The organism is Chitinivibrionales bacterium, from assembly GCA_014728215.1.
Classification (GTDB): domain Bacteria; phylum Fibrobacterota; class Chitinivibrionia; order Chitinivibrionales; family WJKA01; genus WJKA01.
In genome coordinates this window covers 1-22,717 of sequence record WJLZ01000126.1, presented here as the reverse complement: position 1 = coordinate 22,717, position 22,717 = coordinate 1, and the positions used below count along the sequence as shown (strand labels likewise).

The 22,717-nt window shown below is 47.5% G+C and carries 21 protein-coding genes; 12 read left to right on the top strand and 9 right to left on the bottom strand.

The window, feature by feature from the left end:
* Window positions 1-44 precede the first annotated feature (44 nt).
* On the bottom strand, window positions 45-812 hold the full coding sequence (locus tag GF401_10050; protein ID MBD3345391.1) for a hypothetical protein: 768 nt from the start codon (window positions 810-812) through the stop codon (window positions 45-47).
* The gene (locus tag GF401_10045) at window positions 813-971 is read right to left on the bottom strand and encodes a hypothetical protein (GenBank protein ID MBD3345390.1); all 159 of its coding nucleotides are present in this window, start codon (window positions 969-971) and stop codon (window positions 813-815) included.
* 163 nt (window positions 972-1,134) lie between these two features.
* Between GF401_10045 and GF401_10040 the strand changes: the two genes are divergently transcribed.
* The 3 genes from GF401_10040 (at window position 1,135) to rpsA (ending at window position 5,338) form a co-directional block, all read left to right on the top strand.
* Window positions 1,135-2,430, top strand: a complete 1,296-nt coding sequence (locus GF401_10040) for a nucleoside transporter (GenBank protein ID MBD3345389.1) — start codon at window positions 1,135-1,137, stop codon at window positions 2,428-2,430.
* Between the two features lie 168 nt (window positions 2,431-2,598).
* Window positions 2,599-3,276, top strand: coding sequence for a (d)CMP kinase (locus GF401_10035; GenBank protein MBD3345388.1), 678 nt, complete (start codon window positions 2,599-2,601; stop codon window positions 3,274-3,276).
* A 76-nt stretch (window positions 3,277-3,352) separates the two neighbouring features.
* The gene (rpsA, locus tag GF401_10030; protein ID MBD3345387.1) at window positions 3,353-5,338 is read left to right on the top strand and encodes a 30S ribosomal protein S1; all 1,986 of its coding nucleotides are present in this window, start codon (window positions 3,353-3,355) and stop codon (window positions 5,336-5,338) included.
* A gap of 79 nt (window positions 5,339-5,417) precedes the next feature.
* Here rpsA and GF401_10025 read toward each other — a convergent pair whose 3' ends face one another.
* On the bottom strand, window positions 5,418-6,017 hold the full coding sequence (locus tag GF401_10025; GenBank protein ID MBD3345386.1) for a hypothetical protein: 600 nt from the start codon (window positions 6,015-6,017) through the stop codon (window positions 5,418-5,420).
* 96 nt (window positions 6,018-6,113) lie between these two features.
* The gene (locus tag GF401_10020) at window positions 6,114-6,965 is read right to left on the bottom strand and encodes a hypothetical protein (protein MBD3345385.1); all 852 of its coding nucleotides are present in this window, start codon (window positions 6,963-6,965) and stop codon (window positions 6,114-6,116) included.
* 71 nt (window positions 6,966-7,036) lie between these two features.
* Here GF401_10020 and lspA point away from each other — a divergent pair, with 71 nt between their 5' ends.
* Genes lspA through GF401_10005 form a run of 3 tightly spaced genes read left to right on the top strand, consistent with a single transcriptional unit; the run spans window position 7,037 to window position 9,416 of the window.
* Entirely contained in the window at window positions 7,037-7,651 is a 615-nt protein-coding gene (gene lspA, locus GF401_10015; GenBank protein ID MBD3345384.1) for a signal peptidase II, read from the top strand.
* Between the two features lie 30 nt (window positions 7,652-7,681).
* Entirely contained in the window at window positions 7,682-8,671 is a 990-nt protein-coding gene (locus tag GF401_10010; protein MBD3345383.1) for an RluA family pseudouridine synthase, read from the top strand.
* A 40-nt stretch (window positions 8,672-8,711) separates the two neighbouring features.
* Complete coding sequence (locus GF401_10005) at window positions 8,712-9,416, top strand: hypothetical protein (protein ID MBD3345382.1); 705 nt, start codon at window positions 8,712-8,714, stop codon at window positions 9,414-9,416.
* A gap of 255 nt (window positions 9,417-9,671) precedes the next feature.
* Here GF401_10005 and GF401_10000 read toward each other — a convergent pair whose 3' ends face one another.
* Window positions 9,672-9,893 (bottom strand): hypothetical protein, encoded by a 222-nt coding sequence (locus tag GF401_10000; protein MBD3345381.1) that lies wholly within the window; start codon window positions 9,891-9,893, stop codon window positions 9,672-9,674.
* Between the two features lie 3 nt (window positions 9,894-9,896).
* Window positions 9,897-10,322, bottom strand: a complete 426-nt coding sequence (locus tag GF401_09995; protein MBD3345380.1) for a hypothetical protein — start codon at window positions 10,320-10,322, stop codon at window positions 9,897-9,899.
* A 196-nt stretch (window positions 10,323-10,518) separates the two neighbouring features.
* Here GF401_09995 and GF401_09990 point away from each other — a divergent pair, with 196 nt between their 5' ends.
* From GF401_09990 to GF401_09965, 6 genes are all read left to right on the top strand, one after another.
* Window positions 10,519-11,925: a hypothetical protein gene (locus GF401_09990; GenBank protein ID MBD3345379.1), complete on the top strand. Its 1,407-nt coding sequence runs from the start codon at window positions 10,519-10,521 to the stop codon at window positions 11,923-11,925.
* Window positions 11,922-12,608, top strand: a complete 687-nt coding sequence (locus GF401_09985) for a hypothetical protein (protein MBD3345378.1) — start codon at window positions 11,922-11,924, stop codon at window positions 12,606-12,608. The genes GF401_09990 and GF401_09985 overlap by 4 nt, the downstream gene beginning before the upstream one ends.
* Entirely contained in the window at window positions 12,584-13,258 is a 675-nt protein-coding gene (locus GF401_09980) for a methyltransferase domain-containing protein (GenBank protein MBD3345377.1), read from the top strand. The genes GF401_09985 and GF401_09980 overlap by 25 nt, the downstream gene beginning before the upstream one ends.
* Window positions 13,248-13,937, top strand: coding sequence for a hypothetical protein (locus GF401_09975; GenBank protein ID MBD3345376.1), 690 nt, complete (start codon window positions 13,248-13,250; stop codon window positions 13,935-13,937). Before GF401_09980 ends, GF401_09975 begins: the two co-directional genes overlap by 11 nt.
* Entirely contained in the window at window positions 13,921-14,610 is a 690-nt protein-coding gene (locus GF401_09970; GenBank protein ID MBD3345375.1) for a hypothetical protein, read from the top strand. Before GF401_09975 ends, GF401_09970 begins: the two co-directional genes overlap by 17 nt.
* Window positions 14,611-14,822: 212 nt before the next feature.
* The gene (locus tag GF401_09965; protein MBD3345374.1) at window positions 14,823-16,454 is read left to right on the top strand and encodes a hypothetical protein; all 1,632 of its coding nucleotides are present in this window, start codon (window positions 14,823-14,825) and stop codon (window positions 16,452-16,454) included.
* Between the two features lie 210 nt (window positions 16,455-16,664).
* Here GF401_09965 and GF401_09960 read toward each other — a convergent pair whose 3' ends face one another.
* From GF401_09960 to GF401_09950, 3 genes are all read right to left on the bottom strand, one after another.
* On the bottom strand, window positions 16,665-20,687 hold the full coding sequence (locus tag GF401_09960) for a hypothetical protein (GenBank protein ID MBD3345373.1): 4,023 nt from the start codon (window positions 20,685-20,687) through the stop codon (window positions 16,665-16,667).
* 75 nt (window positions 20,688-20,762) lie between these two features.
* Window positions 20,763-21,569 carry a hypothetical protein gene (locus tag GF401_09955; protein MBD3345372.1) on the bottom strand — a complete coding sequence of 269 codons (807 nt, stop codon included), beginning with the start codon at window positions 21,567-21,569 and terminating at the stop codon, window positions 20,763-20,765.
* Window positions 21,570-21,571: 2 nt separating this feature from the next.
* Window positions 21,572-22,426, bottom strand: a complete 855-nt coding sequence (locus tag GF401_09950; protein MBD3345371.1) for a hypothetical protein — start codon at window positions 22,424-22,426, stop codon at window positions 21,572-21,574.
* Window positions 22,427-22,717: the final 291 nt, after the last annotated feature.

Sequence of the window (22,717 nt, the reverse complement as noted above, 5' to 3'; positions counted from 1 at the left end):
AAACATAACCATCCTAATTGATACGTTTGGAACCGTCTCATGGGCTAATTTTCGACTTTTGTGAATGGAACCGTAGCGGAAAAGGTTTCACCGGTAATACGAATGATATAGTTCCCTTTTCCAAAGGACCTTAGTCCGGTATCGGCGATATTTCTAAAATCGAATTTCCGTATCCCGGGAGTCAATACTGTTTTCAGAATTTTCCGACCTCGGGCGGTATAAATACCAATTCTGCAGGGTGAATGCAATGCCGGCACGGTCAATATTAAACTCGAAGGATTAAACGAAAATCCATCGCCCCCCAAAGCTGGTGTAGTGCGGGCCACCGGAACAGAGAGGGTGTCGTTCACAGTAATATCATAAAAAGTATATCCTCCGTCCGACATGGAGGTATCACAGTTGATATAGACTTGCTTTAGTACGTGAATTCCCCCGATCTCAATCCAGGAATAGCATGTATGGTACTGAAGAATGTCCGATTCATCATAATAGGCAAATTTCGTGATCGTCCAGGATAGTGTATCAATGAAATATTCAAAGGTATAGTTGGTAATGGAATCCTGATACCAGAGCTTGAGTGTATTCCCGCCGGTCGGTTCCACTGAAGCATTATAACCGAGGAGTGCTTCGGGATAGGAGGGCGACATGATCGGGGCATCAAGTACGGTCGTGTGCATATCATGACTGCACCCGCTGAGAAAGTTATCGGAAAGCTGTGGTGAATACTGTCCTTCAACCGAGTCGATAAAGAGCCAGGTTGATTCGGGCTTGTGATAGGAGTATCGACCGATACCCTCTGTACTTACACCCATTCACCCACTCACTTTTATGACTTCGGCCTTTGCCTGATAGGAGTCTATTTTTTCGACATTTTCATTCATTTTTGAAGTCACGTACACGATATCCTGGGCTGCAAGCATGCACCCCCCGGTCAGAGCGATAACCAGAGCATTTCGAAGTGAAAATTTCATTAAAAATCCTTTGAGAGTCGTGAATGAAGAGCCATAATAATAATATAGTTAATGGATAACAGAATGCCAGGGGAGGCTTTTTGCCTTAACCCAACCATTCATTTTGCACCCCTTTCTTCACCCAATTATTTTCAACAGTTCCATTTTTTTCGAGGATTATGCTATGCATGTCTACAATCTTGTTTCATTTGCGGGCATTTTTATTTTTATTGGTATAGCCTGGTTGTTATCGAGCGATAAAAAACGGATGAACTGGCATGTTGTGGGATGGGGGATCGGACTTCAGCTCATCGTTGCGTTTTTCATTTTCATTGTCCCTGCAGGTGCGAAGCTTTTTCTTTTTGTGAATGATATCGTTGTCAAGGTGTTGGAATCGGCCAATGAAGGTGCCCGGTTTGTCTTTGGTCCTTTGGCCATACCGCCGGGGGCTGAAGGATCGATGGGGTTCTTTCTGGCTTTCCAGGGATTGCCGACCATTATCTTTTTTTCCGCGCTTATGGCGATCCTCTATTATTTCCGGATCATGCCGTTTCTTATCAGGTGGTTTGGTTCGGTGTTCAGCCGGTTGATGAAACTTTCGGGTGCCGAATCACTCTGTGCATCATCGAATATCTTTGTGGGCGTCGAATCCTCCCTGACTATCAAGCCCCATTTGAATGAAATGACCCGCTCCGAATTATGCACGGTCCTTACCGCAGGGATGGCAACGGTGGCTTCCAATGTCCTGGCGCTCTACGTGTTCATGCTTCAGGGCCGGTTCCCGACAATTGCCGGTCATCTTATCTCGGCATCCTTTCTTTCGGCACCGGCAGCGTTGATCATGTCCAAGATTATTCTTCCCGAAACAAAGACTCCCAAAACCCTCGGGGTTGCCATCCACCCCCATTATGAAAAGGAAAGCAATGTATTTGAGGCCATAATACGGGGGGCGAATTCCGCTGTGAAAATGATTGTCGGCATTGTGGCGCTCCTTATAGCCTTTTTAGGCCTTGTAGCGCTTGTTGATCTCATTATTGGGGGGATCGGAACGCCGGTCAATGAATATCTTGCGATTAATATCGACTGGTCTCTCAAAGGGCTTCTGGGGTATGTATTTTATATACCGGCACTGATTTGCGGTATACCACCGGCAGATGCCGGGGAGATCGCAAAGATAATCGGCGAACGACTGGTGGTCACCGAAGTGACTGCCTATAAAGATCTGGCATCGCTTATTGCCGAAGATGCACTGGTCTATCCCCGTTCGGCCGTGATAACGACCTATGCGCTTTGCGGCTTTGCCCACGTGGCCTCCATGGCTATCTTTGTGGGGGGCGTTTCAGCTCTGGCACCTTCAAAAACCCGCGTCCTTTCCAGAATCGCTTTTCGCGCCCTGATCGCTGCAACCCTGGCCTGCCTCATGACCGCGTGCATTGCAGGTGCTTTTTATACGGAAGGATCGATTTTGCTGGGGAACTAGGGGGCGAAAGTTCAAGGTCAAAAATTGAAGGTCGAAGGTTGAAGATTAAGAGACGAGCATCGAAAGACGAGTATCCTTTTTCCCGCCATTTGACATAAAAGAGCCGGATATTCTATTTTTAAGAAATTTGTCTGAACATACAATATTGTTCTTTGAGTACATAAATATATGATTATTGCGATAGATGGTCCTGCCGGGTCGGGTAAGAGTTCGACTGCAGTTGAGGCTGCACGGCGGCTCGGGTTTCTTCATCTGGATACCGGAGCCATGTACCGGGCGATAACCCTTAAATGCCTGCGGCAGGGAATTGACCCTACCGATACGCCGGCATTGGCTTCACTGATGGAGCACACGGAATTGGATTTTTCCGGTGTTCCTCCGCATACGACGGTATGGATGGATGGTGAGGATGTTAGTACTGCGGTGCGGAGTGATGAGGTCACGAGGAACGTTTCCGACTATTGCAAACCCATGGTTGTCCGGAACGCGCTTGTAGCGCAGCAGCGGGAGATCGGCAAAAGCATTTCCGTTGTGTGTGAAGGGCGGGATATCGGAACCGTGGTTTTCCCCGATGCCGAATTGAAATTTTTCATGGTTGCATCGGTTGAAGAGCGAGCCCGCCGCCGGCAAAAAGATTTTCTGAAACTGGGAATCACAAAATCCCTCGATAATTTAATTGAGGAGATCCGTGAGCGGGACCATAAGGATTCATCGCGGGAAAACAGCCCCCTCTGTAAGGCCGGGGATGCTGAAGAAATCGATACGACAACGATGTCATTCGATCAGCAGGTTTCCCGTATTGTAGAAAAAGCATCCGTGCTCATAGAAAAAACAAATACCGGATAAAAAGTATATCATAAAAACAAAACTTTTTTTTTCACCCTTAACCAAACAGTACCCTTAGGAGGGAGTAAATTACATAATGGCAGATTCTGCAACAACAGAAGAAAACAAAACTCACTATGGCGTTGATGCGCACGGAAATAAGGTTGACCTTTCGGAGTTTGAGGAAGATTATTATCATTCTACAGTTGAATCAACCGAAATGCTCGAAGAGTATGGTCCGTCGCTGGCGAACATTGAGGACGGAAAGGTTGTCACCGGAAAAATTCTTCGGATAACCGATAAAGAAGTTATCGTTGATGTCAATTTCAAGTCGGAAGGCGTTATTCCGGTTTCCGAATTCAAAAATATCAATGAATTTAAAAACGGCGACGAGATTGAAGTATTTCTCGAGCAGGCCGAAGACAGTGAAGGCCAGATAATTCTTTCCAAATCCCGGGCCGATTTTCTCCGGGTTTGGGACAGGATCCACAAGGCCTATGAAAATCAGGATACCGTTGAAGGCAGAGTTCTTCGACGGATCAAGGGCGGTGTTGTCGTCGATCTTTTCGGCGTTGACGCTTTCCTTCCAGGCTCCCAGATCGACCTTCGCCAGATACCCGACATGGATGCCCTTATCGGTAATACCTATAAGTTCCGGGTTATCAAAGTGAATAAAGTACGGCGAAATATCGTTGTCTCCCGCCGGGTGATCCTCGAAGAGAACCGGCAACAGATGCGCGACAAAATCCTTGCCGAACTCGAAAAAGCTCAGGTTCGTGAAGGTACGGTCAAGAATATCACCGATTTTGGCGCCTTTATCGATCTTGGCGGTGTTGACGGTCTTCTTCATATCACCGATATGTCCTGGGGACGAGTCAATCATCCATCGGAAATCGTTGCTCTGGGCGACAAGCTGAATGTCAAGGTGCTCGATTTCAACGAAAACAAAGAACGTATTTCACTGGGCCTCAAGCAACTTACCGAACATCCGTGGGAAGGCATTGAGAACAAGTTTCCTGAAGGTTCCCGGGTCCGCGGTAAGATTGTCTCGATCACCGATTATGGTGCATTCATGGAGCTTGAAAAGGGTATTGAAGGTCTTATTCATATTTCCGAGATGTCCTGGACCGAGCATATCAAGCACCCGTCGAGAATTGTCGGTATCGGCGATATTGTCGAGGCGGTCGTGCTCAGTGTTGACAAAGATAACCAGAAGATCTCGCTTGGATTCAAGCAGCTCGAACCGGATCCGTGGGAAAATGTCGAGAGTGAATTCCCCGTGGGGAGCATTGTCAAAGGAAAGGTCCGTAACATCGCCGCTTTTGGTGCCTTTATCGAATTGAAAGAGGGTGTTGACGGTCTTGTGCATATTTCCGATATGTCCTGGACAAAGAAAATCAACCATCCGGGAGAATTGCTGAAAAAGAACGATATCGTTGATGTCAAAATTCTCAGCATCGATGAAGCCAAGCGGAGGATTTCGCTGGGACTCAAGCAACTCACCAAAGATCCGTGGGATGAACTGGCACAACAGTTTGCCATGGGCACCGAAACCGAATGCGTGGTTGCCCGGATTCTCGACCGCGGTCTGGTTGTGGATCTCAGTGATGATGTTGAAGGTTTTATTCCGCTGGCCCAGCTGGGGCAGGACCTCAGTCATCCTTCGGAGGCATACAAAGCCGGCGATACAATTCCCGCAAAGGTCATTGAGTTCGACTCTGATGCAAAAAAGATTAATCTCAGCGTGAGCGAATATTTCAAAGACAAAGACTCGAGCGAATGGGAAGCCTACACGGCAGAACATGCTCCAGCAGAACCCAGAGAAAAGGAAGAAAAGCCGGAAGAAAAAGCTGCAGAAACACAGGCGGAAACGCCTGCTGAAGAAACAGCAGAAGCACCTGCTGAAGAAACTTCCGCTTCCGAAGAAACGGCAAGTGCCGCAACCGAAGAAACGGAAAAGACCGAAGCACCGGCTGAAGCTTCTGTTGAAGAAACACCCGCCGAAGAAAAGCCTTCTGAAGAACCTGTTGCCGAAGAACCTCAGGAAGCTGAGGAGAAGGAAGAGGATGAAAAAGAGAAGTAGGTCGGGATAGTTTCAGCAAGCTATGACGAATAAAGATACGGGTAAGAGCCTTTCGGGGCACTTGCCCGTTTTTACTCCCTTACCACTCCATACCGCCAACCAAAAACAGGTTGTCGATTCCCCAGTTTGGTTCCATGATACCGGCATTGGAAATATGGCGGTATCTGAGTTGGAGGTTGATACCGGTTCCCCCCGGACCATATTTGCAGATGCCGATTGCGAAATTATCGGAAAAGATATAACCGCTTGCCTGTTTGTCGCAGACTACCGAAATGAAATGGGGCCCCGACCCGATCATGGCATAGCCACAGAACCGGGGGGAAAAATTGTAGCGATACTTGAGGCCGATTACTGTAGCACCGAATTCGATTTCAGAAAATCTGTCTCTGTATATCACCGGGTTAATTTGGGGCTCGAAATACCATAAAAGCCTCCCCCTGCTCCCCGCGGCCGTACGCTTCCGAGTCAAATTAAGGGAAATAGTCCCCATCAGAAGCAGCGGATAATACTGCTCCTGATTATCAAGCTCTTCAGCAAGTATCACACTATATCCCGCAGAAAACCCGAGTTCATCCAGAAGCGGCGCCTTTGAAAGATCCCCGGATTCGGCCTGAGCAGCGATAAGGAGAAGGAAAAGGCAGAGAAAAAGATTCCGGATAAAATTGTGATATTTTTTCATTGATCGTCCTTAGTCATCATCTCCTTAATCTTACTTCCTTTTTTCCTCTCCCTCGTCATTCTTAATCATTCTCATTGTCTTGCATCCTCCCATTCTCTATCCCATCCATTCCCCGATCCCTCGGTCAACCGCCAGTGCTGCAAGGCCGAAGAGTAATTCCAGCTTTGTCAGTTTTGAAAGCTTTCCGAGTTGTTGTTTCCACTGTGAGGATAGCAGGTGCATGACCGTATATAGGTGAAGAGGGATGATGAGTGCCAGAACGATAATAAGATAGGGTTTCTGAAAATGTCCGAAACTGTAGGGGATAAACAGGAGGACCGTGTAGACAAGCGTGAGTGCATAGAGGATTATTTTTATCACTGTCTCGGGTAGCGATGCCGTGGTGATAATACCCGAATCGGTATCGCCCGGGGAGTCCTGAATATCTTTGACTATCTCCCGTATTAGATTAAGAAGAAATGCCAGTGCTGCAGGAGCAAAGAGGTATTCTCTATGTTCTGCGCCAAGGCCGCCGTAAATAATCGGATAGGCTACGAGAAGGCTGACAATGATATTACCTGCCAGAGGTGTAGCTTTCAGCCTGCGGGCATAGAAAAAGAGCAGAATGCAGGGAACCGCGGTTGCCGCCAAGTGGAGCCATGATACCAGATATGCACAAAGAAGTGCGGTGATCAGGAGCAGTAAGGCAAAGACTCCTGCCGCAAAGGGAGAGATTTCACCTGTGGGAAGAGGTCGGTCGGGATGATTGATTTTGTCCGATTCGATATCCCTGATATCATTGATCACATTGCCGAACCCGGTAGCACACACTGCTGAGATCATGAGTAACAGCAACTCCCAGAGGGGCCTGTCTGCATGGGAAAGCCAGAACCCCAGTGCCACTGCGCCGCCGGCCATGGCTGCATTGCCCGGACGGATAAAGGTGAAATATGAAACAACAGGTATCATTTTAAATCGTAAAATGGTATTTTAACAACACTTATAGATAGAGTATTAAAATAAAATCGGACCGGCGAAAGATGGGAGAAAAGGAATCGTATATGGAAAAGAAACTGCCGTTTTCCAATAAATGGGTGCTGCTTATTGTGATAACAATTGTCGGATTTCTTGCAGACTGGTACACAAAGTATCTTGCGGAAACAATGCTCCGCATGGGAAAACCGGTGGAGGTGATCGGCGATTATCTTCAGTTTATACTCGTATACAATAAAGGGATGCTGTTCGGGTTCGATCCCCGCTCCATTTTCCCCGGATTCCCGCTTCATCTTTTCTTCTTTATATTTTCCACTATCGCAGTAATCGTCCTGCTTATCTACTATCACCATATTCGGGTAAATGATCTCCCTATGCGTTTCGGCTTGGCATTGATCCTTCCGGGCGCAATCGGCAACCTCTGGGACAGAATTATCCATCCGCAGAAAGGGGTAGTGGATTTCATTAAAATGGGAATTTCCGAAGACGTCTACTGGCCGATATATAACTTTGCCGATATCTATGTCTCCGTCGGGGTGGGGATTTTGCTTTTCTGCTTTATACGGGATGAAGTGCAGAGTAAGAAGGAACCAGAGAGTTTTGTGGAGGAGAAGGGAAAAGAGCGTGGGATGATAATGGATGAGAATAATAGGCAACAATAATAGAACTGGCTTCTGACCACCGATTTTTACATGAATACCTATATAATAGATGAAAATTCTTCGGGGAGCCGTCTTGATGTGTTTGTGGCGGGTGTTATGGAAGGTATGACACGGTCGCAGGTGCAGAAGGCGATCAAGTCGGGCGGTGTGCTGGTGAATGGGACAGTTGCCGGGAAAAACGTACGACTCAAGAGGGGTGATGACGTTACTATCGATGAACAGGAGATGACAGCACTCACTTCAACGACACTCGTGCCTCAGGATATTCCCCTTGATATTGTTTACGAAGACAATTACCTCATTGCAGTCAACAAACCCGCGGGTATGGTGGTACATCCGGGAAGCGGAGTGCGGGACAGCACCCTTGCCAATGCCCTGGCATATCATATCCCTTCACTGTCCGACGGCTTTGCCCACGACCGTCCGGGCATCGTTCACCGGTTAGACAAAGAAACTTCCGGTATTCTTTTAGTCGCCAAAACAAATCAGGCCCATGCCGCGCTGGCATCACTTTTTTCAGAACGAAAAATATCCAAACGCTATATCGGTATCTGTATCGGTGCCCGCCCGCAGGAGCAGGGGACTATCGAAGCTCCCATTGGGCGAAGCCGGTCCGATCCTATCAGACATGTCATAAAAAAAAACGGTAAACCCGCGAAAACATCATACCGTCTCCTTACATTCGAATCGGGCATTTCTGTTGTCGAGTTCAGCCCCCATACCGGACGGACCCATCAAATACGAATCCATGCCTCCTATACCGGATTTCCGGTTGTCGCCGATCCCCTCTATGGCGGAGACAGAGAACAGGTCAAAAAGATCGCCCCCCTCTACCGCCCCTTTGCCTACAAAATATTCAAATGCTTCACCCGCCACGCACTGCACGCATTCAAAATCTCCTTTATCCATCCTTTCACTCAAAAAGAAACGGAACTCAGCGCACCATTTCCGGGCGACATGAACGCAGCAATAGCGCTCTTTGAAAAAAACGGGAAAAGACCGGAGACAAGTACTCCCTAGCATATATAGTTATTTTGGACACCCCCGGGGCGGAAAGAAAATGCAAATACAAAAAGAAATTCAAGACATTATTCAATCATCTTCAGGATATCTACTGGGTTTCGCAAAAGTAGAGGGGTTATTGAGTGGGAAATTTCGAAGATATAAGTATGCGATTTCTATTGGAAAAAAAATGGATGATTTGATAATAGATTCTATAGAGAACGGTCCAACTTTGGAATATTATGAACTCTATAGAGAAACCAATGCGAATTTGGAAATGCAACTGCATAGAATTGAAAAAGTATTAGAAACTGCCGGGATAGGATACAAATTAGTAAAGCCAACCCTTAAGGACAAAGATGTGGATGAAGAATATCAAAAAACATTGAGAACAGAATTTTCTCATAAATTTGCAGCTACTCAAGCGGGTATTGGCTGGATAGGAAAAACTGATTTGTTGATATCAAAAGAATATGGCCCACGATTAAGGCTCTCTACAATATTGGTTGAAAATGGAAATTACGAATTTGAAACAGGCACCCCAATAATTAAAAGTAAATGTGGTAATTGTAATATCTGTGTCACTAATTGTCCGGCACAAGCTGCAAATGGAAAGAAATGGAATACTGAAACTGATAGAGATGAATTTTATAATGCCTTTAAATGCAGAAATAAATGTAGAGAATTGGCAAAAAGAAATCTTCAAAAAAATACAAGCATATGCGGTATTTGTGTTTCAGTCTGCCCAATAGGAAAAAAATGAATAACCGTCCCAATGAAAGACCGACGGAAGGGGCAATTCTTTTAATCGATCAAATAAAGCTTTCCCGTCACAAACCGACAATGTCATATCACGCCTGCAACGCTCTTCCTATGCACCTTCCGGTGCCATAGCCTATAATCAAGCATTTTGCACTCCGCAGTCCTGCTCCGTGGCCTTGCGGCCCTGCCTTCGGCAGTCGTCTCCGCACATCCCTATGCTCCGGCTCCTAAAGGGGATAAGGGGTGGAAACCCCTTTTAGTTATTCACGATCATACCAACCGAAAAAACAACCATAAAGGCCAGCCAGAGGTAGAGAAGGATACTGTTGAGCACCTGTTCGCTGACCGACTGGACTTCTTCCTGGTTCGGGGAGCTGCTTATCGCTTTGACCTCTTTGACATGTTTATAGATAGAATAGAGGGTCCAGATAAGCAGGAGGGCACCGACAATTTTTACGAGAATAATTGAGAGTTCCATAGATTAATCCTCTTGTTTTGGTGGGGGCGAATCTTCAGGGCCAACATCGATTTTTACTGCCTTAAGGCGTCGTGAAGAAATTTCGTTTTCATTCCAGAGCACCACAAATTCATAATACCCTTCTTCGGGAAGCGGCAGTCCGTTGATATTACCGCCGATTTCAACCACTGCACGGCGGTTTTCAGGACATTTTACATCCCAGGGAGGGAGTTTCATTGAAAAGGGACCATTTTCTTTTTTAAATTCCAACTGGATTTTTCCGTTCTGCGCAACATCGGTGAGTGCGATATACACTGCGCAATTACCGTGCTTTGACGGGAATTTCGGACTGTTAATGGAACTGAACGTTCCGGAAAGAATACTTTTACCCGTATGGGAATCCCGGTAATAGTAATCGCAAATGATCATGGCCAATACAATAGGTTTCATAATATGAAGATAACCCCTTCGTGGTGTCTGGAAACAGATTGTTTAAAATAATTTCATTGAACCACCGTAACAAACAGGACTTTGAATTATTGAAAAATGTATTTTTCTTTCAGTCCAACTCGATGCACTGAGCGTGCCGAAAGTCGAAAGTTAAAAGTTAAAAGTTAAAGGTTAAAGGTTAAAGGTTAAAGGTACAATGTTTTCTCATTTCGTGGTTCCCATAGTATTTCGGGACAGGTTTTTTGTTTTCAATTCTTTTCGTTTTCCCCACAATCGTACCCTTTTCCTTCAATTCGTCTCTATGTTTAAAAAATTGCTTTTTTCCGCCTTTATCTTTGGATTTGCGGTTCCGGGACGTGGAGAAACGCTTGTATTTCCTCCCTATGGTCATTCCTATGGAATCCGGAAAGCCACACCGAAACATCTTTTCATGTTTTTTGGTCCGGTGACATTTTTTGATGATCCCCAGGGGCTTGCGACCGCAAAGATGGATTCCCGCGATGATCCATCCACGGAAAAGGACGATGATGAGGTCGTGGTATATGGCGTTAATTCGGGAAGGCATCAGTTGATATACAACACTTCGATGTGGACCTTGGGGCTGTATGGAAAGAAAGGGAGCGGCAGGGATGAGTTTCTCGATCCACGTGGGGTGACCACCAATGCCCGGGGACACGTGTTTGTTGCCGACCGGGGCAACAATCGGATTGTTCATCTTTTCAATCCCGAAAAAGAGGTTCGGTGGGTGAAGGCCTTTGACGGCAGTAAGGGGGGCGGGCCGAAATTACGCAGTCCGGAACGGGTCGCTCTCGGTGCGCAGGGAAAAGTGTATGTCACCGATCCCGGCAACAGGAGGATCGTGGTTTTCGATACTTCCGGAGTGGTTGCACGAACCATACCCCGTCCCGGAGCAACCATGTTTGAAAAGGGGCCGACAGCGATTGCTGTTGCCGACGGCAGAATGAAATGGAGCTATTTCAATAAGGACCGTCTGATCCTCTGTGCGGATAAAGGGGGACGACGGCTCTGGAAAATCAAATTCGACGGCTCCGTTATTCGAAAAATCACCATGCCCTCGAATCACCGGGCCGAATATGCGGCGGTAGATTACTATCATAATCTATGGGTTACCGATAAGGAGAACCACTGCATTCTCAAGTTTGATCATAATCTGGAGCTGCTTGATGTTTTCGGTTCTTACGGAACAAAGGACAATCAGTTTGTCGAACCCCGGGGAATTGCTATCTGGAAACGCTACGGCCAGACATTCATCGCCGAAAAGAAGGGGGCACAGTATTACTGGATCGGCACTGAGCTGCAGTCAAAGGATTTTGAACGAAAAAGCCCCAATGTCTATGAACTCACTGTAGACTGCACCGAATACAGTTATGTCTCTTTGTTTAAGGCAACTGAATCGGATACTTCCTTTCTGGTGAAAAAACGCCGAATTCTTCCCGGCGGCACATCGCTGACAGTTAAAGATAGAAAAAATATTGTCGAAAAAGGCCCTCTGACCCTTCGAATTGAGCCAACCTATTCATCATATACTTATTTTCATTGGGATTATCCTGTCACCACCCAAACGAAACGGACAGCTGAATGAAACTGAGGAAAGAAGAAATACAGCGAAAAGTTCTCCATCTTATCTTCGGCATTGTGATTCCTGCCGGGATTTTTTATATCCCCAACTATGCAGCGGAGGCATCCTGGGTACCGGGGGGGATTAAACCGGAATATTATCCTGTGCTTATTCTGGCCTTTTTTACCTTCCTTTTCCTGGGTGGTGAGATCTTACGGTTCCGGGTGGCATTCATGAAGGGGGTCGTGAATAAGATGTTTGGTTCCATGATGCGGCCTGATGAGGAGAGGAAGTTTTCGGGGGCCACCTATATCTGTATGTCATCACTTCTCTGTTCGATAATTTTCATTAACCGTCCCCATATCGCTGCAATGGCGCTCTGGCTTTTTATCTGGGGTGATGCTGCGGCTGCATTGGTGGGAATAAGCATGGGAAAGATTAAAATCGGGAAGAAATCCCTGGAAGGGTCGGTTGCCTGCTTTATCTGCTGCGGCATATTGCTGATGGCTGTTTTTCCTCACATGCCCGGTCTTCTCAGCGCATGGTCCGGTACTATTTCTCTGCCCCTTGCTCTGATAACCGCCGCGGCTATTACGGTGATGGAGCTTTTTCCGATTACCATTAAAAATTTTGAGATTAACGACAACCTTACTGTTCCGGTTATTACCGGATTTCTGATGGCATGGCTCAATCCGTTTCTGGGATGAGCATGGAATGTCCACTGTGCCGGGAGCCTCACACGGTTTTTCTGGGGGCGGATGGACGGAGAGAATATTATCACTGTCAAACCTGTGCGTTGCGCTTTGTGCCGCCAAAGTATCATGTGGGGATTCATGAAGAAAAAGCACGATATGCACTTCATACCAACGATGGAGAGGATAAACAATATATCGGCTATCTCGGGCGTATAGTATCAAATATACAGAAAATCGCACGGCCGGGGGGCCGGATTCTGGATTTCGGCAGCGGCGAACACGCCGCACTAACTTCACTTCTGAAGAAGGCCGGCTATGAATGTGCAGCCTACGATCCCTTATACGGTGTCGGTGGCAGGGCTTTGGAAAAAAAATATAACTGTGTTGTTCTCTGTGAAGTTATCGAACACCTTCGAAAACCAGCCGAGGAGCTTCGTAAAATCTGGAAGGCCCTTGTTCCCGGTGGAACAGCCTTCATAAAAACCGCGTTCTATCCAGACAGCAATTTTCTCTCATGGTGGTACAAGGAAGATATAACCCATATATGTTTTTTTTCACAAGAAACGTTCCGGTATGTGGAACATCTACTGGAAAATACAGCGAGTTGCACAATTACCAGGCATTTCATTCTTCTGAGGAAGTACAATCAAGATGACGCATGAAAATCGAACGATAACTGAGTTTTATACACTTGGATTTCACGGCGACAGCTATCTTCTTGCCTGTGCCGACAGTGTTTTGAAAAAAGCAGAAGTTTTCATTGAAACCGGCGCCAATATCGGCTCAACGCTGGCCTATGTTGCCCGAACCTATCCCCATGTGCACTGCTACTCCTGTGAGGCCGATCCGGTGGCTTGCAATGAGGCTGCCCGGAGTATTGCCCGGGAGGAACTCGGTAATGTCATGCTCTTTTGCGAAAGTTCGCAGAATTTCATGCAGCGCCTGCGCCGCGATCATACCGAACTCTTTAGCCAGGAGACCATCTTCTGGCTCGATGCTCATGGAAACGGATTCGAGTGGCCCCTGAAAAAGGAAATTGAATTTATAACCAATCATTTCAAAACCGGCCATGCTTTCATTGATGATTTCAAGGTTCCCGGTATGGAATGGTTCGGGTATGATCAGTATAATGGCCAGGTGTGTTCCTTTGAATATATCCACGATGCCCTCGATTCATCCCGGAGCTATTCGCTCTACTACCCGAACTACCGGGATAAAACGTCGCCGCATCATCCATTGCGAGGCTGGGGGTTGCTTTCATTCGGAGCGAAAAGGGAACTGTTCATTCCAAAAAGAATAAAAGAAAAGGTGCGAAGTGAAATTCATGAGCCCGCGCAGTAATAAACCATCGGTCTCATTATATTACAAAAAGGAAATTGTTGACAGTTTCGTTGCCGACCCCCATGCTCCTTTTCTGGTAAGTTTTCCCCGCACGGGCAGTCACTGGCTGAGAATGGTGATGGAACTCTATTTCGAACGTCCCCTGCTCACACGGATTTTCTTTTTTCATGATAAAAGGCATTTTCTCGCGCTCCATACCCACGATCTCGAACTCGATATCCAGCGCAGGAACGTGTTGTATCTGTATCGCAACCCGGTGGATACGATTTTTTCCTATTTGCGGTATTATAAAGAAGATTCCACCGATTTTGGGGTGATCGAAGAACGGGCTGCATTTTATGGCCGCCATCTAAATAAATGGCTGCTCGATGAAGATTTTACAAAAAAGAAAACCATCCTTTGCTTCGACAGGCTGCGCAAAAACCCCGAAACGGAATTCCCCAAAATATGTGATCATTTCGATAGGCCTTTTGACGCCATCAGGCTTGAGCGATGCATCGCTCAGGTGTCAAAAGATCATGTTCGCACGAAGGTGCCTGATGATCCCCGGGTGATCGATCCGGCCCGGGACTATGATCGAAGACGGGAAGCGTTTCGTTCACGGTATGGGGAATATGTGCGCAGTATCGTGTTTAAGCGACCGGAATTGCGCGCCTCTTTTAAGCACCACTGACCGTATAAACCGGCCGTAAATTCCCATCAGCTCCCTTCCATACCTGGCCGGAACCAAGAGCGATTATTCCAGTACTCGAGTACTTCCACACTCCACTTTCACTCTCAGCATCGGCAATAAATTTGATTTCTGAAAAGGTAATTTCTATTTTCTTTGCCCCGAAAACTCATTTTTGTGATACGACAGTATACTACTAATGAAAGGAGCAGATTGTGCTGAAACCAATTTCTGAAGAGCGGGAAAAGGAGCTCGAGAAGATTCTTTCGGGCATGAGTCTGGAAGAAAAAGCCGGCCAGGTGCTATGTCCCTGGATTGAAAAAATGTCCTCTGACGACCTTGTTGCCATGCTTGAGAAGTACCACATGGGGAATGTGTATAATGGCGCGGAGAGTGCGGAGCGGTTTCTGGAGGTCAAGAAGGTTTTCGATGATTTTGCGAAGGACCATCCGATTCCGATTATGCAGTGCAGTGATCTTGAGCTTGGGGCGGGCGCACGGATCCAGCAGAATGCAACATCACTTCCCTGGCCCATGGCATGGGGAGCACTGGATTCCGAGGAAGTCTGTTATGAATGCGGTGTTGCTACGGCAAAAGAGGGGCGTATGCATGGTCATCACTGGAACCTCGCTCCGGTGGTGGATCTCAGTATGAACCACATGAATCCAATGTGCTATGCCCGACCTTTCGGTGAAAAACCCGATCGGGTTGCGGCTCTCACCCGGGCTTTTATTCGCGGCATGCAGGAACATGGAATGGCCGCCACGGCAAAGCATTTTCCCGGTGATGGTGTTGATGCCCGGGAGCCTCATGTGGCCACATCGGTGCACTCGCTTTCGCTGGATGAATGGTATAAAACCTACGGTTATGTTTATCAGCAGGTAATTGAGGAGGGCGTGCTGACAATCATGACCGCTCATATGGCCTTTCCCGCGATTGATTCGGATACCAACAGGAATATCGGCTACTGGCCTACGACGCTCAGTAAAAAAATCACCACCGATTTCCTCAAAGGCGAGCTTGGCTTTGAGGGAGTCGTTGTTACCGATGCTATCCGCATGATCGGTTTTTCGGCCCATTACCCGATCAATGAACGGGTTGCCCGGGCCGTTGCTGCAGGTGCCGATATCATTCTCGGTGGCCGCGATGAAGACTATCCGTGGCTTATGGAATGTATCGAACGGGGTATTGTGGATGAAGACCGTCTTACCGATGCATGCCGCCGCATTCTTAATGTCAAGGAACGGGTCGGCCTCTTTGACGGCAGCATGGAACAGACCGTTACCGATGAGGATAAAAAGAAATTCAGGAAACTGCCGGTGCAGATCGCCGAAAACTGCATGAGCATTGTCCGTAACGACGGCACTATTCCGGTCAAACTCGAAAAGGGTGACAAGGTCCTGTGTGTTGATGTTCAGTTTCTCGGTACCCTTCGTGAATTTGTTCAGAGCCTCCCGGTTGTTCGTGAAGAACTCGAAAAACGAGGTTTTAAAGTAGATTATAAGACAACACCGTTTCACGGCGATAAAATCCGGGAAATCATGCATGATTACAAAGCGGTCTTTGTGAATTTTAATGTTCCGCCCCGTTACGGTTCCACCCGCATGGTCAGCGAACTGGTCGAATCATTCTGGCGTGCATGGTGGACCGAACATCCGCAGGTGGTATTCACTTCTTTCTGTAATCCCTATACTATCTGGGAATTACCCAACCTTTCGAACTATATCAATGTATTCAGCAATCTTCCTGAAAACCAGCGAGCCGCGGTTCAGCTCTGGCTTGGCGAGTGTGAAGCCAAAGGAAAGAGCCCGGTGAGTCTGGAAGGAATTTTTGACTGTGAAGTTTAGGGTAGAGGGAGCGTTGAAAGTTGAAGTGTCGAATGGTGAACCTTAAATGGTTTGACATTTCGGCAGGATCGGCAGAGTAAAGATTCGTAAAGGCCGGTGGTCGGACCACCGGCCTTCGTACTTAAGCCCTCCCTCACGGTCGGGCTGCGGCATATCGATCGCTTACTAACCCCTCATACGTTCGTGCGCTCGTATGTTCGTGCACTCGGCTTAATACCCTTCCCGTTTGTTGCCACCCGGAAAGATATAATTCCGTTCTTTGAGTGCGGTGAAATTGAATTCACTTTCGGGGGCGCCGTTCCAGGTGCGCCATTGCATGGCGAGGGTCGAATTGTTGCTTTCGGGCTCCCACTTGATAAGTATCTGGTTGAACCGCTGAATCAGGGGAATACCGTCAAAAAGTGATTCTTCCGTGGTAAGCCTTTGCGTTCCGTGTTCGGCGCCGTTAACAAAAAGTGTCATGGTTCCGCTGCCTTTGCAGGCGAGATTGGAAAGCAGTTTCGGGTCCGGCTCAAGATATTCGGGAGTCATCCGATTGATAGGAGAAAAAACCTGATAGTAGACATAGAGCGGAGAACCGACACCCGGAGCGACAGTTCCACCATCACTCGGGATAATCTTCCACCCGTCGATGTTCAGGATAGACTTGTTCGGGCATCCTTCTCCGGTAATGCGGCAGCAGCGGCGCATGTCCTTTTCCAGTGCTTGATCGACCGGAATGGTCAGAATCTGAACTTCTCCAGGATAGCCGGGGGATTTACCACCGGCATTGGCACAGATTGTCCCGGAGAGCGGGCTTTGACCGGTATCTGCTCCGAGATTTGCCGCAAGACGGTTTTTCAATCGTCTGAACCGGTCCCGTTTTTCGAGGGGCGGGGCAAACTGATTAATATAGATATGGCCCGCTTCCACCGGTATACGGCCCAGCACAACGGCTTCTTCCGGTTTTTCATCGTAGAGAAACCGGGACAGGGTATGGGCTCTGACTCGCTCCTTTTTACCATTGTATACCATCAGTTCTTTTAAACAGGATTGTGTTGGCGTTGCCAAGAGCGGTTCGAGGCCGTCGGTATGATCGAGGAACCAGTCGCCAATGACAAAATTTTCCGTGCTGGGTGGGGCATAGGTCCAGGTTTCAATACAGCAGATGTCCTCATTGGAAACACCGCTCAACACAGGGGCATCCGCGACCCGTACAGCCTGATAGATTTCATCGATCTTTTTCAGCGAAAGTGAGGTCCCGGCGGAGCTGTTGAGCTTTTCGCATGCCTTTGGCGTCAATGACTCGATAATTGCATTTCCTCCACTGCGCGCATGCTCGACCGCACGGGTAATATCACTATCGCTCGAGCCGTCGGCAACAAGAACAGGAGAGGCGTCTTCGGGCCGGACATAGGCTGCTGCATATTCCAGCAGTTTCATCATGAGCCTGGCCGCGGCAGGAATTGTCCTGAATTTATCGCTGATCCGAAGTTGACAGGCCAAAAGACACCCCTTGCCCTGAGTATACTCGAAAAGCGGTGTATGATAGATGCCACCTTCACCCCAGCGTCCCTCACCGGAATCGATAATCGGCAGGATGGAACGTAAATCATCTTTGCGATACATGATTTGGGCCACGAAAGAATCCGAAAGCAGTGATGCATAGGGGTCTTCACCCCAATGTTCGAAATCGGAAGGCGAGAACCCATTAAGGACGGGATGATCATAGGCCCTGGGAAAGGCCGAAAGCACCTGTGCATGCTCGAGAGTCAGCGACGGGAACAGCGAGCATTCCTGCTCCAACAGGATAATCCTTCCGCCCCGGGAGATAAAATTGTCGATTATTGTATTCTGTGAAGATTCGGGGACAACGCAGTTTTTTCCTAAAACCGCAATGTCGCATTCCCTGAGAGAATTCTCACTTATCTCTTCCAGAGTGACAAAGGAGATTCCCGCGGCGGTGAACAGGTCGTGAAGATAATCGGCTTTATGGAGCCCGATTTTCTTTGCAGTGATTGAAGCGGTATCCACTGCAGGAAAATCCTTTCCGGATGCAAATGTTATTTGACGGTCCCATATTTCGAGAGCGGCGCCGTTGCTCGTAAAGGCAACTTTGTAGGTGTAGGTTCCGGCTTCCCATTTCTCCGGAATTTTCATGGTGCACTTTTCGGCGACCACTTCTCCCCGGGGGATTTCGATTGTGCACGCCATCCCGTGTTTCTGGACGCCGTCTTTTTCGAGGGTCACCGAGAGACCGCCGGCAATATCGTGATCCGTATCGTTGACCAGGTGAATCTCCCGCTCAAAAGTATCTCCCAGATAGTATTGAGAGTTGAGCGAAAGATCGATCGCTGCAAAGGGACGGAACGCCGATACCTGACGTCCGAAAGAATGATGAGGCGTATATCCTTTTCCGTCTTTCCAGAAGCTGAATTCGGAAGAATGAGCTTCAACATACAGAGGTTTTGTCCCCGGTGCGGAGAGATCATCGTAGTGGAGTTCGATCGGTTCCTTTTCCATACGGAGATTACAGACACAGGAGACATTCCAGGGTCCAAAGCAGGAGACTCCCAAGGTCCGTCCGGCCTCGACAATAAGCTGGGTATCGAGTCCACCCCAATCATCGACAGTATGAAAATCGGCATAGGCTTTATCACCGCCGAGATTGAACACATTGTGGGGACCCGCCATATGATACCAGCTCATTTCCGAGGAGAGAAGGGGCTGCTCACGATGCCACCATCCCAGTCCCGAACATGCTTTTCCGTAGTGACGGGAAATGATCGGCTGTTTCCCCTCATTCCATATGGTAGTATCACCATCAGGGTAAGCAATACGCGTCGGGTCGAGTTCATGAATCATCTGCTGCAAACGGGGAGGTTCTTTGAGCAGAAGATCGCTCTCACCACCCCGGCATTCTCCTTTCAGGTCTTCATTCCAGCGCATCTCGTTTTCATAGCTCCACAGAAGGATGGAGGGATGATTTTTATCACGGCGGATAAAATCTTTCAGATGTTTCCGTGCTGCTTCCCAGAACTCGGGAGATTCGGAGGCAAGGATTTTTCCCGATCCGGTAATGAGCGATTCGGCGGTAATTAGAATCCCTTCCTCATCAGCCAGGTCCAGATACATCCGTGGATGGGGTGCATTATGGAGACGGCTGTGATTCATGTTGGCGTCATGGATCATGCCGAACCATTTACGGACCCAGGCTTCGGTAAGCCAGAAAGGTGCAAGCTTGTGGCCCCAATCGGAAAAGAGGTGAACCGGAGAGCCGTTGAGAATCAGCTTGTGGCCCTCGATCCAGATCTCCCGGAACCCGAACCGTTCGAGAGTGGTTTCGAGCGTCCGGCCACGTTCTTCAACCGAAGTTCGTATCTGATACAAGACCGGATTGCCCGGCGACCAGAGTTCCGGATCCTCCCATTTCATGCTGCACTCGATACATTCGGTTGAGTTGGGAGCGAGGGTAAGCTCTTTTGAGGGAAGCGAAAGGACTTTTTCCTTTGTATAAGGATCGTTATGCTTGTCCCATCTGATAATATCGGGGGCGACCGTGACGGTACGCTCCTTCTGAGAACTGTTGGTTATTTCAAAAACGGCGGTAAGTTCGCTGTTTCGTACCGATGGACGAATTGTGATATCGGAAACATACAGATCGCTCCGTTCGATCAGATACACATCCTGCCATATTCCCGAATTGGAGACGGTAAATGCGGTGCCGACAGGAGTAAGAAAGCGGTTGTTATGATTGCGGGGATAGTCGTCGATATACAGCGCTACTTCGTTGGTCCCGGTCTTCAGATGCTCGGTTACATCGATTTCCAGCGGTAGTGCACAATCGTGATGAGAACAGATCTTTTTACCGTTCAGGAAAAGATGGGAATGGGGCATAACAGCTTCGAAGAGCAAAAAATACCGTTTGTCCGGAGTGATCTGCTTGATATCAATGGAGCGACGGACCCATCCTTTCCGGGTTGTCGACCATTTGAGTGGATAGCGGAATGCATCGAAGAGAAACTCCCACTCTTCGTTATCGGTTATTTTGTCGATGGACATGGGACGGTAATAGGTTTCGCCCTTTTTCCGGACCATGGCGGTCGATTTTGTCCAGAAAGAAGGCACGAGATAGGTATCGGAAATCCAACCTTCTTCAGGAACCGTATCACTGCTGAGAGTGCCGTAGTCGGGAAGTATGTCCCAGTAACCGTTGAGGCATGTTTTTGTGACGCCGTTGCTGTTGTTTGCCATAGGTAAATCCCCTTCAATCCGCTATTTATAATGTGCAGGTGTTGGTGAAAAAATTAAGGGTCTAAAATAATATATTTATTCGATACCCTGGCATTTTCTGCATATTTCCATGAAAAGATCGCCGTTGCGAAGTCGTGTGCGGATCGATTTGAATTTTTCGCTGTTCCAGATATCGATAATATTTTCGGTTGCGGCATTCCCGAAGACATGGTGCCCCATAAAGTCGTTGCAGCAGAGGAGAACATGGCCTTTGAAATTGATCGCCATGTTATCCATCGGCCAATCGCATTGGGCCTGAGGGTTCACATTCAAGACATCGGGTTCGACCAGGCCGCCCCGGTTGGCAAGAGGGGTTTCGCGGGAAAATATCCGGTATCTCATCCGGTTTTCAACATCGATATTTTTAAAGAGATACTCAAGAAGATCATTGAAAATTTTTGTAGGCCGCTTTCCATGCTGGGTGACACGGATTACTTTAATGTCGGCATCGACAAGGGCCGTATAGGTCTCGATATCGAGGAGATCGCCATTGGAGAGTATTTCGATATCAACCTTTGGAAGAACCTTTTTTATGCGTTTCATGAAATCGACAAGACGGAGGTCCATAAGCGGTTCATTGAAAAGGTGAGGGCGGATAATACCACTGTAGTTATATGCTGCAAGGTCGGCGAGAATTTTATCGAATACCTCTTCGGGAAGAGTTCCGCTACCCCGGTCGAATTCTTTTTTGTTTGAAGGACAATAGGGGCATGACCGATTACATCGTGAATCGGTTTCAATCTCCACAGAGTCGGGGAGGAGAAGGTTTTCTGAAGAAACCGGACCACGGGATCCGGCTGCCATCCGGGAAAGTTTATCATTGCAAACATTTTTCGGTAACACGCTTATACCCCTGTACGCTGTTGTATTTCAGGCATTTTCAACACCTGCTCCAGTGTGGGAAAAAAGGACAGTTCATCTAAAACACGAACTTTCTCCTGTCGAATAGCGTCAATCCGATTTTCCCATTCCTTGTTTTGTATACTCTTTTGAATTATGGCCGTACTTTTTTCATAATCATCAATATCGATTCTGATAAAAACCCGGTCATCGATAAAATCGGCAACATTCGGACAGCCCCAGTAAAAACAGAGGCATTCAGCAAGCACCGAATCGAGCAGTTTTTCGGTAAAATAATTACGTTCGATGCAATTCTCGGCTGCAATGGTATATTTATAGGGAAACATCCCGGTTTCTTTATCATGGAGTTCCTGAAACCCGAATCCGAAGTGATCGATCCGGATTTTTGATTTCAGGTATTCAAGAAATTGCAGCCGTTTGGTATGTCCCGGTAATTGGGGCCATGTTTTGTTCGATGTCACGGTTGAAAGTGTCTTTGATTTGACTATCCGGGCCTTTTTCAGGCCCTTGTAATCGCTGCTCAGCCACCAGTCGAATACGTTCCGGTGCGATTCCACATCGAAGACATAGAGAAAATTTTTCTTGTCGGGACGATAGAATTCACCCCATTCTTTTCTCAGGGGTTCGGGTTCCATCTGGAATATCAGTGTCCGGTCGGGATCGTAATACTCATCCTGCGGATAATTGAGGATTACATAATAATCGGGATCATGGTCACAGAGAATAATATCATTCCATGAATTACCATCCCGGGTCATTTTCCTGAATTTTTTGAGCATTGTTTCCCGGCTTTCGGGCCAGCCGTGAAGCAACTTCACTCGAATAGAACTCATTACCATGTCTCGAATGTATAAAAAACTGTTCGATGCTAATAAAAATACAACAATGTACCTCTAAAGGCGGAATAGGGGAGATAAAACATAAAAAAAACACCTGTCCCATCCGCTGATATGCGGTGTGACAGGTGTTTTTTATGGGAGAGCGTTTTTTACTCTATTTCCTGGAGTTCTTCCTGAAGTTTCTTGATTTCATCATCGAGTTCTTCGGCCTTTTCCCGTTCCTTCTGAATAGCCCGTTCTTCATGCGACGTACCCATCAGGCTTACCACTTTTGCAAGGGCATACTCGGCA

Coding starts and splice junctions, on each gene's coding strand:
- GF401_09995 (MBD3345380.1), bottom strand. CDS start 10,322: ATGAAACCTATTGTATTGGCCATGATCATTTGCGATTACTATTACCGG.
- GF401_10005 (MBD3345382.1), top strand. CDS start 8,712: ATGCAAATACAAAAAGAAATTCAAGACATTATTCAATCATCTTCAGGA.
- GF401_10045 (MBD3345390.1), bottom strand. CDS start 971: ATGAAATTTTCACTTCGAAATGCTCTGGTTATCGCTCTGACCGGGGGG.
- GF401_09975 (MBD3345376.1), top strand. CDS start 13,248: ATGACGCATGAAAATCGAACGATAACTGAGTTTTATACACTTGGATTT.
- GF401_09990 (MBD3345379.1), top strand. CDS start 10,519: ATGTTTTCTCATTTCGTGGTTCCCATAGTATTTCGGGACAGGTTTTTT.
- lspA (MBD3345384.1), top strand. CDS start 7,037: ATGGGAGAAAAGGAATCGTATATGGAAAAGAAACTGCCGTTTTCCAAT.
- GF401_10025 (MBD3345386.1), bottom strand. CDS start 6,017: ATGAAAAAATATCACAATTTTATCCGGAATCTTTTTCTCTGCCTTTTC.
- GF401_09985 (MBD3345378.1), top strand. CDS start 11,922: ATGAAACTGAGGAAAGAAGAAATACAGCGAAAAGTTCTCCATCTTATC.
- GF401_10050 (MBD3345391.1), bottom strand. CDS start 812: ATGGGTGTAAGTACAGAGGGTATCGGTCGATACTCCTATCACAAGCCC.
- GF401_10010 (MBD3345383.1), top strand. CDS start 7,682: ATGAATACCTATATAATAGATGAAAATTCTTCGGGGAGCCGTCTTGAT.
- GF401_10020 (MBD3345385.1), bottom strand. CDS start 6,965: ATGATACCTGTTGTTTCATATTTCACCTTTATCCGTCCGGGCAATGCA.
- GF401_09980 (MBD3345377.1), top strand. CDS start 12,584: ATGGCTCAATCCGTTTCTGGGATGAGCATGGAATGTCCACTGTGCCGG.
- GF401_09970 (MBD3345375.1), top strand. CDS start 13,921: ATGAGCCCGCGCAGTAATAAACCATCGGTCTCATTATATTACAAAAAG.
- GF401_09960 (MBD3345373.1), bottom strand. CDS start 20,687: ATGGCAAACAACAGCAACGGCGTCACAAAAACATGCCTCAACGGTTAC.
- GF401_09950 (MBD3345371.1), bottom strand. CDS start 22,426: ATGGTAATGAGTTCTATTCGAGTGAAGTTGCTTCACGGCTGGCCCGAA.
- GF401_10040 (MBD3345389.1), top strand. CDS start 1,135: ATGCATGTCTACAATCTTGTTTCATTTGCGGGCATTTTTATTTTTATT.
- rpsA (MBD3345387.1), top strand. CDS start 3,353: ATGGCAGATTCTGCAACAACAGAAGAAAACAAAACTCACTATGGCGTT.
- GF401_10035 (MBD3345388.1), top strand. CDS start 2,599: ATGATTATTGCGATAGATGGTCCTGCCGGGTCGGGTAAGAGTTCGACT.
- GF401_10000 (MBD3345381.1), bottom strand. CDS start 9,893: ATGGAACTCTCAATTATTCTCGTAAAAATTGTCGGTGCCCTCCTGCTT.